The sequence below is a fragment of the Mesorhizobium sp. ANAO-SY3R2 genome (assembly GCF_042466635.1).
In the GTDB taxonomy this organism is placed as follows: domain Bacteria; phylum Pseudomonadota; class Alphaproteobacteria; order Rhizobiales; family Rhizobiaceae; genus Aminobacter.
In genome coordinates this window covers 1097356-1113212 of record NZ_CP159955.1, presented here as the reverse complement: position 1 = coordinate 1113212, position 15857 = coordinate 1097356, and the positions used below count along the sequence as shown (strand labels likewise).

14 protein-coding genes are annotated in these 15857 nt (G+C 63.1%); 9 read left to right on the top strand and 5 right to left on the bottom strand.

Annotated features, from left to right (window positions below; genetic code table 11):
- Window positions 1–39: 39 nt before the first annotated feature.
- Both ettA and ABSY17_RS10050 read right to left on the bottom strand, forming a co-directional pair.
- Window positions 40–1689 (bottom strand): energy-dependent translational throttle protein EttA, encoded by a 1650-nt coding sequence (gene ettA / locus ABSY17_RS10055; RefSeq protein WP_378949882.1) that lies wholly within the window; start codon window positions 1687–1689, stop codon window positions 40–42.
- A 191-nt stretch (window positions 1690–1880) separates the two neighbouring features.
- On the bottom strand, window positions 1881–3017 hold the full coding sequence (locus tag ABSY17_RS10050) for a M23 family metallopeptidase (RefSeq protein WP_378949880.1): 1137 nt from the start codon (window positions 3015–3017) through the stop codon (window positions 1881–1883).
- Window positions 3018–3442: 425 nt separating this feature from the next.
- Here ABSY17_RS10050 and ABSY17_RS10045 point away from each other — a divergent pair, with 425 nt between their 5' ends.
- Both ABSY17_RS10045 and ABSY17_RS10040 read left to right on the top strand, forming a co-directional pair.
- Entirely contained in the window at window positions 3443–4675 is a 1233-nt protein-coding gene (locus ABSY17_RS10045) for a tlde1 domain-containing protein (protein WP_378949878.1), read from the top strand.
- 142 nt (window positions 4676–4817) lie between these two features.
- Window positions 4818–5741: a cation diffusion facilitator family transporter gene (locus tag ABSY17_RS10040; RefSeq protein ID WP_378949876.1), complete on the top strand. Its 924-nt coding sequence runs from the start codon at window positions 4818–4820 to the stop codon at window positions 5739–5741.
- Between the two features lie 12 nt (window positions 5742–5753).
- Here ABSY17_RS10040 and ABSY17_RS10035 read toward each other — a convergent pair whose 3' ends face one another.
- Together ABSY17_RS10035 and ABSY17_RS10030 are read right to left on the bottom strand one after the other, a co-directional pair.
- A complete protein-coding gene (locus ABSY17_RS10035) occupies window positions 5754–6515 on the bottom strand; it encodes an ABC transporter permease (RefSeq protein ID WP_378949874.1) in 762 nt (253 codons plus the stop codon).
- A complete protein-coding gene (locus ABSY17_RS10030) occupies window positions 6512–7438 on the bottom strand; it encodes an ABC transporter ATP-binding protein (protein WP_378949872.1) in 927 nt (308 codons plus the stop codon). The genes ABSY17_RS10035 and ABSY17_RS10030 overlap by 4 nt, the downstream gene beginning before the upstream one ends.
- 217 nt (window positions 7439–7655) lie before the next feature.
- Here ABSY17_RS10030 and ABSY17_RS10025 point away from each other — a divergent pair, with 217 nt between their 5' ends.
- From ABSY17_RS10025 to ABSY17_RS09995, 7 genes are all read left to right on the top strand, one after another.
- On the top strand, window positions 7656–8588 hold the full coding sequence (locus ABSY17_RS10025) for an alpha/beta fold hydrolase (RefSeq protein WP_378949871.1): 933 nt from the start codon (window positions 7656–7658) through the stop codon (window positions 8586–8588).
- Between the two features lie 89 nt (window positions 8589–8677).
- The gene (locus ABSY17_RS10020; RefSeq protein ID WP_378949869.1) at window positions 8678–9853 is read left to right on the top strand and encodes a CaiB/BaiF CoA transferase family protein; all 1176 of its coding nucleotides are present in this window, start codon (window positions 8678–8680) and stop codon (window positions 9851–9853) included.
- The gene (locus ABSY17_RS10015) at window positions 9850–11499 is read left to right on the top strand and encodes a thiamine pyrophosphate-binding protein (RefSeq protein ID WP_378949867.1); all 1650 of its coding nucleotides are present in this window, start codon (window positions 9850–9852) and stop codon (window positions 11497–11499) included. The genes ABSY17_RS10020 and ABSY17_RS10015 overlap by 4 nt, the downstream gene beginning before the upstream one ends.
- Window positions 11500–11702: 203 nt before the next feature.
- Complete coding sequence (locus ABSY17_RS10010; RefSeq protein ID WP_378949865.1) at window positions 11703–12419, top strand: glycosyltransferase family 2 protein; 717 nt, start codon at window positions 11703–11705, stop codon at window positions 12417–12419.
- Window positions 12416–12745 (top strand): lipid-A-disaccharide synthase N-terminal domain-containing protein, encoded by a 330-nt coding sequence (locus tag ABSY17_RS10005; protein ID WP_378949863.1) that lies wholly within the window; start codon window positions 12416–12418, stop codon window positions 12743–12745. Before ABSY17_RS10010 ends, ABSY17_RS10005 begins: the two co-directional genes overlap by 4 nt.
- Before the next feature lie 8 nt (window positions 12746–12753).
- Entirely contained in the window at window positions 12754–14442 is a 1689-nt protein-coding gene (locus ABSY17_RS10000; protein WP_378949861.1) for an ArnT family glycosyltransferase, read from the top strand.
- Between the two features lie 6 nt (window positions 14443–14448).
- On the top strand, window positions 14449–14742 hold the full coding sequence (locus ABSY17_RS09995; RefSeq protein WP_378949859.1) for a DUF6966 domain-containing protein: 294 nt from the start codon (window positions 14449–14451) through the stop codon (window positions 14740–14742).
- Between the two features lie 95 nt (window positions 14743–14837).
- On the opposite strand, the gene ABSY17_RS09990 is transcribed toward ABSY17_RS09995, so the two are convergent.
- Entirely contained in the window at window positions 14838–15809 is a 972-nt protein-coding gene (locus ABSY17_RS09990; RefSeq protein ID WP_378949857.1) for an ABC transporter substrate-binding protein, read from the bottom strand.
- Window positions 15810–15857 lie beyond the last annotated feature (48 nt).

The window sequence follows — 15857 nt, the reverse complement described above, 5'->3', positions numbered from 1 at the left end:
GCCCCGCTGCGAGCGGGGCGTTTCATGAAATAGCAAACCTTAGCGGGTCAGCCTCTTGTGGCTCATCCTGTGCGGGGCCGCAGCCTCGGCGCCGAGACGGCGGATCTTGTCCTTCTCGTATTCCTCGAAGTTGCCTTCGAACCACTCGACATGCGCATCGCCTTCATAGGCCAGCATGTGGGTGGCCATGCGGTCGAGGAACATACGATCGTGGGAGATGATGACGGCGCAGCCGGCATATGCTTCCAGCGCGTCTTCGAGCGCGCCCAGCGTTTCGGTGTCGAGATCGTTGGTCGGTTCGTCGAGCAGCAGGACGTTGCCGCCGTTCTTCAGCATCTTGGCGAGGTGGACGCGGTTGCGCTGACCACCCGACAGGTTGCCGACCTTCTGCTGCTGGTCGCCGCCACGGAAGTTGAACGACGAGCAATAGGCGCGGCTGTTCACTTCGTGCTTGCCGAGCTTGATGACTTCGGCGCCACCGGAAATCTCTTCCCAGACCGTCTTGGTCGGGTCGAGCGCATCGCGGCTCTGGTCGACATAACCGAGCTTGACGGTCTCGCCGATGCGGATCGTGCCGCTATCGGGCGTTTCCTGGCCGGTGATCATCTTGAACAGCGTGGTCTTGCCGGCGCCGTTGGGACCGATCACGCCGACGATGCCGCCGGGCGGCAGCTTGAAGTTCAGGTTCTCGATCAGCAACTCGTCGCCGTAGCCCTTGTTCACGCTGTCGACCTCGATCACCACGTTGCCGAGGCGTTCGCCGGCCGGGATGACGATCTGCGTGTCCGTCGGCTTGCGGTTCTGCGACTGCTCGACCAATTCCTCATAGGCCTTGATACGCGCCTTCGACTTGGTCTGGCGTGCCTTGGGCGAGGATGCGATCCACTCGCGCTCGCGCCAGATCGCCTTCTGGCGCGAATCGTCTTCGCGGCCTTCCTGGATCAGACGCTTGGCCTTGGCGTCGAGGTACTTGGTGTAGTTGCCCTCGTAGGGAATGCCGCGGCCGCGATCGAGCTCGAGGATCCAGCCCGTGACGTTGTCGAGGAAGTAGCGATCGTGGGTGATGATCAGCACGGAGCCCGGATAGTCGCGCAGATGCTTTTCCAGCCACGCCGTGGTCTCGGCATCCAGATGGTTGGTCGGTTCGTCGAGCAGCAGCAGGTCGGGCTGTTCGAGCAGCAGGCGGCACAGCGCCACGCGGCGGCGCTCACCACCCGACAGCTGGGTCACCTCGGAATCGCCGGGAGGGCACTGCAGCGCGTCCATCGCCATCTCGACCTGCTGTTCCAGGTCCCACAGGTTGAGACGATCCATCTCGTCCTGCAGACGCGCGCCCTCATCGGCGGTCTCGTCCGAGTAGTTCATCATCAGCTCGTTGTAGCGCTCGATGATGGCGGTCTTCTTGGAAACGCCGTCCATGACGTTCTCGAACACGGTCTTGGCCGGGTCGAGATGCGGCTCCTGGGCCAGGTAGCCGACGGTCGCGCCGTCAGCGAGCCAGGCTTCGCCCGACCATTCCTTGTCGAGGCCGGCCATGATTTTGAGCACGGTCGACTTACCGGCGCCGTTGGGGCCGAGGATGCCGATCTTGGCGTCCGGGTAGAACGACAGGTTGAGATTATCCAGCACCTTCTTGGTGCCGTAGGACTTGGTCAGTCCCGACATGTGATAGATGAACTGGCGTGCCACGCGCGCGTATCCTGCTTCTCAAGTGATAGGAGTTGGGCGCTATGTAGGCGATCCCACCCGAAACGGCAAATGCTTTCGGCCTCAGGGCGGAAGTGTGCACGGCTGCCAGGCGGCCAAGAAATGCACGCAACCCGATACGCACACCCCAGCTTGCGGAGATCAAAGGCTATCCGAGGACGGCAACATGTCGCCTATGGGAAGTTCTGGATGCCGCCATAGAGCGGATAGGCCAACCGAACCTGCCGTGCATCCGGTACGGTCACGATACGATCCGCTTTGGAGGTGTCGAAATCGACCGCCCCGGCCAAGGTGAAGCTGTCGAAGACAAAAGGCAGGCTCCGTCCGGCGAAAAGGTCGGGCTTGTCTGACAGACCGAAATGCAGGTGGGGGCCCAATGAGGGCCCGGTGTTGCCGATCCTGGCGAGCACCGCCCCAGCCTTCACAACATCGCCGACCTTCACGGTAAGGCTGCCCGGGTGCAAGTGCGCGTAGATGGCGAAGACCTCAGGAGCAATTTCGAGGATCACGTGATTGCCGCCGAAGTCTTCCATCGCTTGCGGCTTCATCAACACGTTCGGGATTGCCTCCGCCTTGCCGTCCTGGATCGAGACGACGGTTCCATCGGCGACCGCCAGCACGTCCTCGCCGAAGGCATAGTGCTGCTCGACCTTGCTGCCGTCGCCATCGAATATTCGACCGTTCCTGACCCTGGCCCAGTCGATGGCGAAGGTTTCGGCAGTCTCGAGGCGGACCCCATCTATCGCCATGCGAAGATCGCGATGGATGTTGGGCTTGCAGCACCCGCTATTCACCAGCCAGCCCTCCCCCCTCAGCGGTGGCCTGATGACGACGGCCGGTTGGCGATTGATCGCAACTTCGGGTGCATTGACCTCGGGGATACCGATCATCACGGCCAGATCCGGGGCCGCCGCAAAGGTGTAGGCGATCTTGTGGGTGACCCGTTCCGGGGCGGTGTCCGGCGGCAGGGTCAGATCGACGTCAACGGAGACCGCTGCCGATGCGGGAACGACGGGCGACGCAATCTTTGCAAAGAGGCTCTGGGTTGCAGCCGCAAGGGCATCCCCTTCGATCCGCATGAGTTCCTTTCCGGCCTGATCGAGTACGGCAATGCTCGCCAATGTCACCGGCTCAGGGAACACGTTGACGACGAGAAGATCGTATTCGACGTGATCCATGTCGTCGTCACCACGGACAAGCTGGGCCTCGTGGATCGGGCTGACCAGGATAGCTGTCGGTCGACCATGCACTTCGGCAGAAGCGGCCGACACAAACGCCAGGACAATGGCCACAAGCAAACAATTGCGCATCTCACACTCCTTGGCTGCCAAGTGATGAGGGCCGTTCGATCCTACGCAATCACCGGCACGATTGAAAGGAATGCCGGGTTGAACAGCACCTTCCGTGCGCTAGGCCGGCGGCAGCATGCCGATGCAAAAGAAGCCGCTATCGGGGCCGTTGTCGGCGTTCCGATTAACGCCTCCAAGAGCCCTGATCAGGCCTTATCATGTCGAGACGCGACAAATCTGTCGCTGCTGCAAAGCAAAATTTAACCATATTTGTCCATTTTTTCCCTCGTTCACTGGTCTGCATGGGGACAATCCGGAAGTCGTGCATCTGCGGTCGCTCGCCGACCTTCAGACCCATGCGGGATGACTGGCTTGGTACGCGTTTGAGTAAATCTGTAAGTGCATTGTCATTGCGCCGTCTGTTGCGCCCACTGCTGGTCGCCTCCTTGGGTACCGCCCTTGCCGGCACGGCCGTGTGGTCCGTGGCCGGCATGGTCGCCACCACGGGCAGCTCCCTCACCGTTGGCTCTAGCCAGGTCAAATCCAGGCTGCAGGTCTACCCGGCCAACGGGCCAAAGGCGCGCCTGTCGGGTGTGCGCATCGCCGCAGGCAAGGCGCCCAGGCTGATCAAGGTTGCGCCGCAGCTTTTTCAGACCGCAAGCCTCGCCGCCGGCCCGGAAAAATCCACCGGCAATCCCGTTATTGCGCCGGCTGCCGCGCCCGACGGCAAGGCGGCGCGCTTCGACTCCATCGTCAAGCGCGCTTCAGTGACGTCAGAGAAGCTGGCCCAGCTGTTCCCCCGCCCGTCCAGGCCGGAGGTTGCGACCGCCGCTGCAAGCGCGCCCGCGCAGCCACCGCTCGCCTTGCCGGCCGCTTCGCCCGATCGGCCCCAGACCTTGCTGGCCTACGCTGCTCCCTCCCCTGGCGGCGCGGCCGGTGCGGCCTTGTCGACATTGCTGGCGCCGTCGGAGGAAGATCTCGCCGCGACACAGGCCCCGGACCCCGAAACGGACACCGCCGCGGCCGTCCCGGTGTTCGAGGACACACCGTCCCAAGCTCCCGTGCCGCAGTCTCGTCCCCGCGATGCACAGGCCGGCACGCCGACGCCGGAGGCCGAGCAAGCTGACGAACGCGAGGCGCCGAAGCAGCAGACCCTCGCCTATGCGCGTCCGGACGCCCCTACCGAGAGCAAGCCCAACAACGGCCTCGGCCGTTCGCTCAGGAACCTGTTCGGCGGTGGCGCGGCCAAGAACAGCAATGGCGTGGCCGTCTACGACATCAGCGCCGCCAAGGTCTACATGCCCGACGGCAGCGTGCTCGAAGCCCACTCCGGCATCGGCAAGATGGCCGACAACCCGCGCTATACGCATGTCAAGATGAACGGCCCCACCCCGGCCCACACCTATAATCTCAGGATGCGCGAAAGTCGCTTCCATGGTGTCGAGGCGATCCGCATGCTGCCTGTCGACGGCAAGAACAAGTTCGGCCGCGACGGCTTCCTCACCCATAGCTACCTGTTGCGCGGCGGCCGCGAAGAGTCGCATGGCTGCGTCGCCTTCGCCGACTATCCGCGCTTCCTGGCCGCGTTCAAGCAGGGCAAGGTCAGGCAGATCGTCGTGGTGCCGAGCGACGGACACGCGACCATGACACGCCTGGCCTCCAACGGCCGACGCACCTGACGGCGCCATCCACATGTTGAGGCCGGATACACCAGAATAGTTCCGGCGGAGCCGCCAACCAGCTAGGGTTGAAGCGAAATTGCCACCTGTCGACGGAACGGAAACCGCCGACAAGTGGCAGGTATCACTGGAGGGCTGTGGCATGCTCAACGAAACCAACGTCCTTCGCATCTCCATCGCGGTGACGTTTGTCGTCGCGCTGTTCGGCATCGTCTTCGGAATACTGGCCGGTTCATTCTCGATCGCCTTCGACGGGGCATATTCCCTCGCCGACGCGACCATGACCGTTCTTGCCCTGATTGTCGCGCAACTCATTACAAGCAATGCCAGCCAGAACCGCGGAAGCAGGCTCCACAAGCGGTTTTCAGTCGGCTTCTGGCATTTGGAGCCCATCGTGCTGGGCCTGAACGGCATCGTGCTGATGAGCGTATCCGTCTACGCCCTAATCAATGCGATCGCCAGTCTTCTTGCCGGCGGCCATCAGCTCGAATTCGGCTACGCCATCATCTATGCCGCGATCACCCTGGCCGCCTGCCTGACCATGGCATTCATCGGCAAACGCGCAAATCGCACGATCCAGTCCGACTTTGTCGCTCTCGATGCCACGGCCTGGATGATGTCTGGCGGCATCACGGCAGCACTGCTGGTCGCATTCATCATTGGCAGTCTGGTCGAAGGTACCGAACTGGGCTGGATCGCACCCTATGTCGATCCGGCCGTGCTGGCGCTCGTCTGCCTGATCGTCATTCCGATGCCCATCGGCACGGTCCGCCAGGCATTTTCGGACATTCTGCTGATCACGCCGCAATCACTGAAGTCGCATGTCGACGAGGTCGCCCGCGCAACCGTGGCCAAACACGGTTTTGTCTCCCACCGCGCCTATGTCGCGAAAACCGGTCGTCTGTCGCAGGTCGAACTCTATTTCATCGTGCCTCCCGGGCTGCCGCCAAGGACCATCGAAGAATGGGACCAGCTACGCGATGAGATCGGTGATGCCATCGGCGAAGAAGGCCCCGACCGCTGGCTGACGATTGCATTCACGGCTGACAAGGAATGGGCCGAGTAGCTCTGCCGCCCTTCACGCCTTGATCCGCCATCCGGTCCTGAAAATCCACCAGACGGCGACCAGGCAGGCGGCGAGGAACAGCAGCGTCATGGCAAGGCTGATCCCGACATTGACATCCGACGTACCGAAGAAGCTCCAGCGGAATCCGCTGACCAGATAGACCACCGGGTTGAACAGCGTCGCCGTGCGCCAGAACGGCGGCAGCATGTCGATGGAATAGAAGCTGCCGCCAAGAAATGTCAGCGGGGTGACGATCAGCATCGGCACCAGCTGCAGCTTTTCGAACCCGTCGGCCCAGATGCCGATGATGAAGCCGAACAGGGAGAAGGTCACCGCAGTCAGCACCAGAAACAGCAGCATCCAGAACGGGTGCTGGATCTCGAGTGGCACGAACAGCGATGCGGTCGCCAGGATGATCAGCCCGAGGATGATCGACTTCGACGCCGCAGCCCCGACATAGGAAATGACGATCTCCACATAGGACACCGGCGCCGACAAAAGCTCATAGATGGTGCCGACGAATTTCGGGAAATAGATACCGAACGACGCGTTGGAGATGCTTTGAGTCAGCAGCGACAGCATGATCAGGCCAGGCACGATGAAGGCGCCGTAGCTGACTCCGCCGATCTCGGCCATATGCGAGCCGATGGCCGAGCCGAAGACGACGAAATAGAGCGATGTCGAGATGACGGGCGACACGATGCTCTGCAAAAGCGTGCGCCAGGTGCGCGCCATCTCGAACAAGTAGATGGCGCGGATCGCATAAAAATTCATCGCCGTTCCCTCACCAGATTGACGAAAATCTCCTCGAGCGAACTCTGCTTGGTCTGCAGGTCGCGGAAGCGGATTCCAGCGTCGTTGAGATCCTTCAGCAGCGAGGTGATGCCGGTCCGCTCGCCCTGGGTGTCATAGGTGTAGACCAGCTCGTTGCCGTCGTCGGACAGCTCCAGTCCGTGGTTCGCAAGCTCCGCCGGAACATGCTCCAGCTTGTTTTGCAAGTGCAGCGTCAGCTGTTTGCGGCCGAGCTTGTGCATCAACTCGGCCTTGTCCTCGACCAGGATGATCTCGCCATGGCTGATCACGCCGACCCGGTCGGCCATCTGCTCGGCCTCCTCGATGTAGTGCGTGGTCAAGATGATGGTCACGCCGGTGTCGCGCAGCAAGCGCACCACGTCCCACATGTCCCGGCGAAGCTCGACATCGACGCCCGCCGTCGGCTCGTCGAGAAACAGGATCTGCGGCTCATGCGACAGCGCCTTGGCGATCATCACCCGCCGCTTCATGCCGCCCGACAGCGTGATGATCTTGCTGTCCTTCTTCTCCCACAGCGACAGGTCCTTCAGCACCTTTTCGATATGGGCGGGGTTCTTGGGCTTGCCGAACAGGCCGCGACTGAAGCTGACGGTTGCCCAGACCGTCTCGAAGGCATCGGTCGTCAGCTCCTGCGGCACCAGTCCGATGCGCGAGCGCGCCGCCCGGTAGTCGGCGACGATGTCGTGGCCATCGGCCAGCACCTTGCCCTCGGACGGGTTGACGATGCCGCAGATGATGGAAATCAGCGTCGTCTTGCCCGCGCCGTTGGGCCCAAGCAGCGCGAAGATCTCGCCGCGGCGGATGTCGAGATTGACGTTCTTCAACGCCGAAAAGCCCGACGTATAGGTCTTGGAAAGATTCGAGACGGAAATAATCGGCTGCATGGCGATCACTTGCGGAGCAGAGGGAAGATAAGGGATTCGAAAAGGTGTGTCCGAAAGCGTGGACCGACCAGGGAGGGTTAGCGGAATATATGATGCGTCTTTCCGCGAACAAGGCCAGACCTGCCAACTCCTGACATCGCGCCTGCCGCTACGGTAGCTTGCCCGACCTTGACGCCCGAGCCCGCCATCGCCGACAGTCCGCAGCTGGGAGAATAGCATGCCGTTCGACGGACCTCAGTTCTTGCAGTCGCCGACCGGCGCAACGCTCAGTCTCTACGTCCGCCGGACTGACGCCCCTGCACGCGCCGTGGTGCAGGTCAACCACGGACTTGCCGAACATGCCGCCCGCTACGGCCGCTTCGCCGATTTCCTCGCAAGCCATGGCTATCACGTCTATGCCCACGACCATCGCGGCCATGGTGCGACGTCAGCCCCTGATGCCCCGGTCGGGCGCTTTGCAGCCAAGGACGGTGTCGAGCGCGTGCTGGACGACGTCCTGGCGGTCCATGACCACATCGCCGAGGAACATCCCGGCGTGCCGGTCGTCATCTTCGGCCATTCGTTGGGCGGACTGATCGCACTCGACTTCGTCTTGCGGCACCCGGACCGCATCGCTGCCGTGGCCATCTGGAACGCCAATTTTTCGGCCGGGCCGCTTGGCCGACTGGCCCAACTGATCCTCGCCTTCGAGCGCTTCCGCCTCGGCTCCGATGTCCCCTCCCGCATGCTACCGAAGCTGACCTTCTCCGACTGGGCGAAGAAAATTCCCGACCGCCGAACCGAGTTCGACTGGCTGTCGCGCAATCCGTCCGAGGTCGATGCCTATGTCGCCGACCCGCTCTGCGGCTGGGATGCGTCGGTGTCGATGTGGATCGACATATTTCAACTCGTCTTCACCGGTGCCGACGACGGCAGCTTCGCCCAAGTCCGCAAGGACCTGCCATTCAACCTCGTCGGCGGCGAGCATGACCCGGCAACGTCGGGCGGCAAGGCGGTGGAGCAACTCGGAGCGCGCTTGCGCCGAATGGGTTTTTCGAATCTCGTTTCAACGGTTTACCCCGAGACCCGCCACGAAAGCCTCAACGAGATAAATAGGGACGTCGTCATGGCTGACTTCGCCGGCTGGCTGGACGGCGTGCTGCCCAAATGAGCACCTGCGACTGGCCCATTGCAACGCGGTGGCGGGAATTCAGGAGTCCTGATAGATCGGGACCCGACTGAAATGAACTCTGGTGCCCCATGAGCAATCCTCCCCTTCACGGCGTCCGCGTCATCGAACTCGCCCGCATTCTCGCTGGCCCCTGGGCCGGGCAGTTGCTTGCCGATCTCGGTGCCGACGTCATCAAGGTGGAGAACCCTGAGGGCGGCGACGACACGCGCAAATGGGGCCCGCCCTTCGTGACCGGCCATGACGGCGAAAACCTGTCCGCCGCCTATTACCATTCCTGCAATCGCGGCAAGCGCTCGATCGCACTCGACTTCTCGACATCTGAGGGTGCCGAGACCGTGCGCAAGCTGGTCGCGGACGCAGACGTGTTCATCGAGAACTTCAAGCTCGGCGGCCTCAAGAAATACGGCCTCGACTACGACAGCCTGAAGAAGATCAATCCAAAACTCGTCTATTGCTCGATCACCGGCTTCGGCCAGACGGGTCCCTATGCACCACGCGCCGGCTACGATTTCATCGTCCAGGGCATGTCTGGCATGATGTCGATCACCGGCGAGCCAGGCGGCGAGCCGCAGAAGGCGGGCGTCGCCATCTCCGACATCTTCACCGGCCTCTATTCGGTCATCGCCATCCAGGCAGCGCTCCGCCACGCTGAAGCAACCGGCCAGGGCCAGCACATCGACATGGCGCTGTTTGATTCCCAGATCTCGGTGCTCGGCAACCAGAACCTCAACTATCTCGTATCCGGCAAGTCGCCGGTACAGATGGGCAACGCGCATATGAACATCGCGCCCTACGAGGTACTGCCGGTGCGCGATGGCCACTTCATCCTCGCCGTCGGCAATGACGGCCAGTTCCAGAAATTCTGCGCTATCGTCGGCCTGAACGACCTGCCGCAGCAAGGCGAATACGCCACCAATTCCGCCCGCGTGATGAACCGCGTATCGCTACGCGAGAAGATCGTAGCAGCCCTTGCCGACCTCGGCCGGGAGGAACTACTGGCCAAGCTCGAAGCAGCGGGCGTTCCGGCAAGCCCCATCAACACCATCGGCCAGATGTTCGCCGACCCGCAAGCGATTGCGCGCGGCATGCGCATGGACCTCGATGACGGCCACGGCAACAAGCTGCCGTCGGTACGCGCGCCGATGGTCATGTCGGAAACGCCACTGGTCTACGAACGTCCCTCGCCCAGGCTGGGCGAACACACCGCGGAAATTCTTGCCGAACTGGAGAAGAAGGCGAAATGAAGACTGGCGGACAACTGATCGTCGACGCGCTCGAGGCCAATGGGGTCGACCGCATCTATTGCGTTCCCGGCGAGTCCTATCTCGCAGTGCTCGACGCGCTGCATGATTCCAAAATTCGCAGCATCGTCTGCCGCCAGGAGGGTGGGGCCGCGATGATGGCCGACTGCCAGGGCCGCCTCACCGGCAAGCCAGGCATCTGCTTCGTCACCCGTGGTCCAGGCGCCACCAATGCGTCGGCCGGCGTCCACATCGCCATGCAGGATTCGATCCCGATGATCCTTTTCATCGGCCAGGTGGCGAGCCACACCAAGGAGCGCGAGGCCTTCCAGGAGGTCAATTACCGCGCCTTCTTCGGCGACATCGCCAAATGGGTGGTCGAGATCGATGACGCCGCGCGTATCCCCGAGTTGGTCACCCGCGCTTTCTCCGTCGCCACCTCGGGCCGGCCCGGCCCGGTCGTCGTCTCATTGCCCGAAGATATGCTGACCAGCGAGGCCGAGGCACCCGCGGCCCTGCCCGCCACCCCGGTCGAGACCCGTCCCGGCGAGGAAGAGCTTTCGAAACTCGAAGCCCTGCTCAACGGCGCGAAAAACCCCTTCGTCATCCTCGGCGGCACGCGCTGGGATGAAGAGGCGGTGGCGCGGATCCAGAAGATCTCCGAAACTTGGGCTTTGCCGGTCGGCGTCTCCTTCCGCCGCCAGATGCTGTTCGATCATCTGCACGAGAACTATGCCGGCGATGTCGGCATCGGCGTCAACCCGAAGCTCGCCAAGGCGATCAAGGAAGCCGACGTCGTGCTGCTGGTCGGCGGCCGCTTCGGCGAGATGCCATCCTCCGACTACACGCTGCTCAAGAGCCCCTATCCCGACCAGAAGCTCGTGCATGTCCATGCCGACGCCGACGAGCTCGGCCGTGTTTATCGCCCGACGCTCGCCATCAACGCCTCGCCGGCGGCCTTCGTCGAGGCTTTTGCCAAGCGCAGGCCCGCTTCCGCACCTGCCTGGACTGGTACCGCCAAGGCGCTGCACGCCGCCTATCTCGAATGGTCGACGCCGCCGCTCACCGGTCCGGGTGCAGTGCAGATGGGCCCGATCATGAACTGGCTGGAAAAGGTGCTGCCGCAAGACGCGATCCTTACCAACGGTGCCGGCAACTATGCCACCTGGGTGCATCGCTTCCACCGCTTCCGCCGCTTCGCCACGCAAGGTGCGCCGACCTCCGGTTCGATGGGCTACGGCACGCCAGCGGCAGTCGCAGCCAAGAGCTTGTTCCCCGAGCGCGAGGTCATCGCCTTCGCCGGCGACGGCTGCTTCATGATGAACGGCCAGGAATTCGCCACCGCCGTGCAATACGGCCTGCCGATCATCGTCATCGTCGTCAACAACGGCACCTATGGCACCATCCGCATGCACCAGGAGCGCGAATATCCGGGCCGCGTCGAGGCGACCGACCTCAAGAACCCCGACTTCGCGGCCCTTGCCCGCGCCTATGGCGGCCATGGCGAGACGGTGCGCGAAACCGACGAGTTCGCGCCCGCTTTCGAACGCGCACGGAGCAGCGGCAAGCCGGCGATCATCGAGATCAAGCTCGACCCCGAGGCGATCACTCCAACCCGCACGCTCAGCGACATCAGGAACAAACGCTAGATGTGAGCTTTCAGGAGGCTGTCCATTCGGATGCGCAATGGACCCTCTACACTTCCGATCAGCCCATCGGCCCGGACGATTTTCGGGCCGATGCGCGAGCCCTGCCGCGCGGGAAATCAGCAGGGGCGTGGCAAATCAGCGGCTTTGATGCTATTCAGGCCGCTCAATCCCGCAATGGTCTGTCATTTTTTCCAGGCAAGCTGATGATTTCAATCGTCATTCCGTGCAAGAACGAAGCCGAGAACCTCGCCATCCTGATCGGCCAGGTTCATGCCGCGATGGCCGGGCGCGACTACGAGGTGATCGTCGTCGACGACGGTTCGACCGATCGCACCCCGGAGGTGATCGCCGAGCTCGCGCGAACCGCCGGTCGCCTGCGCCATATCAGGCACGACCGCTCAGCCGGCCAGAGTGCTGCCGTCCGTTCCGGTGTGTTCGCCGCCAAGGGCGCAATCGTCGTGACGATGGACGGCGACGGCCAGAACGACCCGGCATACCTGCCCAAGCTCGCCGACGCGCTCAAGGCCGCCGGCCCCGCGGTCGGCATCGCCGCCGGCCAGCGCCTCAAGCGCACCGACACCAAGCTCAAGCAACTGTCCTCGCGCTTCGCCAACGGCCTGCGCGAACGCATCCTGCGCGACGGCACGCGCGATTCCGGCTGCGGCCTGAAGGCGGTTCATACCGACCTGTTCCGCCAGCTTCCCTATTTCGACGGCTGGCATCGCTATCTCCCCGCACTCGTCATCCGCGAAGGCCGCGCCGTCGTCCATGTCGACGTCGTCGATCGCTCGCGCATCCACGGCAAGTCCAATTACGGCATTCTCGACCGCGGCCTGCGCGGCATCCTCGACCTCACCGGCGTGTGGTGGCTGCGCCGCCGCCGCCGGGTCGTGCCCACCATCACGGAGCAGAGCCAGTGACCCTCATTTCCGAACTCGGCACCTGGCTGCACGACGTCTTCGTCGCCCAGTTCGATGCCTGGATTTTGCTCGGCTTCGTCGCGCAGGGCCTGTTCACAATGCGCTTCGTGGTGCAGTGGCTCGCCTCAGAGCGCGCCAAGCGCTCCGTCGTGCCGATCGCCTTCTGGTTCTTCTCGCTCGGCGGCGGCACGCTGCTGCTGATCTACGCCATCCAGCGGCAGGACCCGGTGTTCATCGCCGGCCAGGGACTGGGCCTGTTCATCTACATCCGCAATCTCTGGCTGATCGCCAACGAGCGCCGCGCCGCCATGGCTGACGCCGAGTGATATCAGGCATGCAGGCTACCGGAATCAACATTTCAGAGACGCAGCGCAAGGCATTGTCGCCGCTCACATATCTGCTGCTCGCGCTGCTGTGCCTGTTTGCGTTCGCACCCGGCATCGCCTCGCTGCCGCCAACCGACCGCGACGAGTCGCGCTTCGTCCAGGCAACCAAGCAGATGGTCGAGAGCGGCGACTATGTCGACATCCGCTTCCAGGACGTGCCGCGCTACAAAAAGCCCGCCGGCATCTACTGGCTGCAATCGGCAGCCGTGCTCGTCAGCGGCCAGGGCAGCGAAGCGCCGATCTGGGTCTATCGCCTCGTTTCGGTGCTTGCAGGCACGTTCTCCGTGCTGGCGCTCGCCTTCATCGGCGACCGCATGTTCGGCCGCACCGCCGGCGTGATCGCCGGGCTCGGCCTGATGGGCATCCTGATGCTAGGCTTCGAGGCGCGCATTGCCAAGACCGATGCGACGCTGCTGGCCACGGCACTCCTAGCCCAAGGCTCGCTTGCCGCGATCTATCTCGGCCACAAGAACGGCCAGCCGCAGGGCCGCGCCAACTGGCTGTTCTGGATCGCGCAAGGGCTGGCGCTGCTGATCAAGGGACCGGTCATTCCGTTCCTCAGCCTGCTCACCATCGCGGCCCTTGCCCTTTTCGACCGCGACCGCTCCTGGCTGCGCAAGCTCCGACCCTTCACCGGCCTGCTGGTCACGCTGTTCGTCGCCGCGCCTTGGCTGATCCTGATCACGCTCAAGACCGGCGCCGAATTCTGGCAGGAATCGGTCGGAAAGGATCTCCTGAGCAAGGTTGGCTCCGGCCAGGAATCGCACGGCTTTCCGCCCGGCTATTATTTCCTGACCTATTCCGTCTTCATGTGGCCCTTCGCGCTGGTCGCGCTCGAGGGCGGGCTCAAGGCGCTGCGCCGGTTCCGCCAGGATCCGCGCCTGCTGTTCTGCCTGGCCTGGTATCTGCCCTATTGGGTCGCCATCGAGCTGATCCCGACCAAGCTGCCGCACTACGCCCTACCCGCCTATCCGGCGATGATCCTGCTGATGGCCTGGACACTCACCGATCCATCGGCTGCGAGCATCAAGCTGTCGCGCTGGCAGTCGTGGCTGCGTCGCGCCTGCGCCTTCGGCATGTTCGGCATCAGCATCGGCCTGGCTGCCATCGCTCTCGGCATCACGCCCTATTTCCTGGGTCACTTCTCCTGGTGGGGGCTGCTCGCCGCCGTGCTGGTCCTGATTGCCGCCAGATACGGCATCGGCGCCCCCGACGACATGGATCCGGTAAAACGCATCGCCTTCGCAGCTGCTGCCGCAGCCGCCGCCTTTGGCGTGCTGACCATCAAGGTCCTGCCGCCGCTCAAGGCCATGTGGCTCAGCCCTGAGATCGCCGAAGGCTTCGAGAAGCTGAAGCCCTGCCCGACCTCGAAGCTGGTCTCCGCCGGCTACGGCGAGCCGAGCCTGGTCTTCCTTGCCGGCACCGAGACGAAGTTGACCAACGGCAAGGGTGCCGCGGAAGCGCTCGCCGCCGACCCCGCGTGCGCCATCGCGGTCGTCACGGCCGACGAGACCAAGGGCTTCCTTGCCGCCGTGCCCCGCGGCGCCGATGCACTCAAGAAGCTCGGCAGCATCGAAGGCGTGAACTATTCCAAGGGCGAGGCGCGCGCGCTGACGTTCTATATGCTGGCGAAGTAGCGCAGCATGGCTCCCGAAGTTCAGGCTCTCCTCAATGCAATGCGCGAGTTGGAGAGCCTGCTCGAACGAAATGGCGAAGATATCTGGTCAATCAGCGTCAAGCGAGCCGCGGACACAGTCGCCCGCACTGATGCACATGGCTTGACACAGCTTCTCGGCCTCTTTGGCGGCATGGGATCGCTGGACGATCTTGTACTTCACAAGGACGGATTGCCGCTTGTGTCCGAGAACGAACGCCTCAACACATTGCGGTCGAACGCATGGGGCCTTGCAACTCGGCTGAAGCGTGAGATTGACTGAGCCAACAGGGGGCGAGCCACGAAGGACGCACCACCGACGGGCAAAAGAAAAGGGGCGGTCGCCCGCCCCCTTCCCAAAAACCTGTCAGCCAGGCCTTACTTGATCGCCTTGTCGGTGATCGCCGACGTCCAGGCGCCCGAGGGCTCCTTGGTGATGATCTTCTGGTCGAGCAGCGCCTTGGCGGTACGCTCGTAGGCGGCGGGGATCAGCTTGCCGTCGGCATTGTCGATCAGCTTGGCGACTTCGCCCATCATGCGCTTCTGATGGTTTTCGTCCTGGCCGCCGTTCTCGACCACGATCTCGGCTGCCTCGTCGGGATTGTCGACGGCATATTTCCAGCCCTTCATCGAAGCGCGCACGAAGCGGACCATCTTGTCTTCGAAGGCCGGATCCTTGAGCTTGTCCTCCATCACATAGAGGCCGTCCTCGAGCAGGTCGTTGCCCATGGCGGTGTAGTTGAAGACGATCAGGTCCTCCGGCTTGTAGCCGGCGTCGATCAGCTGCCAGTACTCGTTGTAGGTCATGACCGAGATGCAGTCGGCCTGCTTCTGGATCAGCGGCTGCACGTCGAAGCTCTGCTTCAGAACGGTCACGCCGTCCTTGCCGCCTTCGGTCGGAAGGCCGAGCTTGTTCATCCATGCATAGAACGGATACTCGTTGCCGAAGAACCAGACGCCGAGCGTGTGGCCCTTGAAATCGGCTTCCGACTTGATCGGCCCGTCCTTGGGGCAAACCAGCTGCATGCCGGCCTTCTTGTAAGGCTGGGCGATGTTGACGAGGTTGACGCCCTTGTCGCGGGCTGCAAGCGCGCCGCCCATCCAGTCGACGATGACGTCGGCGCCGCCGCCGGCAATCACCTGCTCGGGCGCGATGTCGGGGCCGCCCGGCTTGATCTCGACGTCAAGGCCTTCCTCCTCGTAAAAGCCCTTGTCCTTGGCGACGTAGTAGCCGCCGAATTGCGACTGCGTCACCCATTTCAGCTGCAGCGCCACCTTGTCGGCCGCGAGCGCCTGTGCGGCGGCCAGCGACATCGCCCCGGCCATCAGTGAAACCATAAGTCTTTTCATGTTCTTATTTCCCTCTGAAGTTGGACCGCGGCCCCGCCCAAGGAGCTC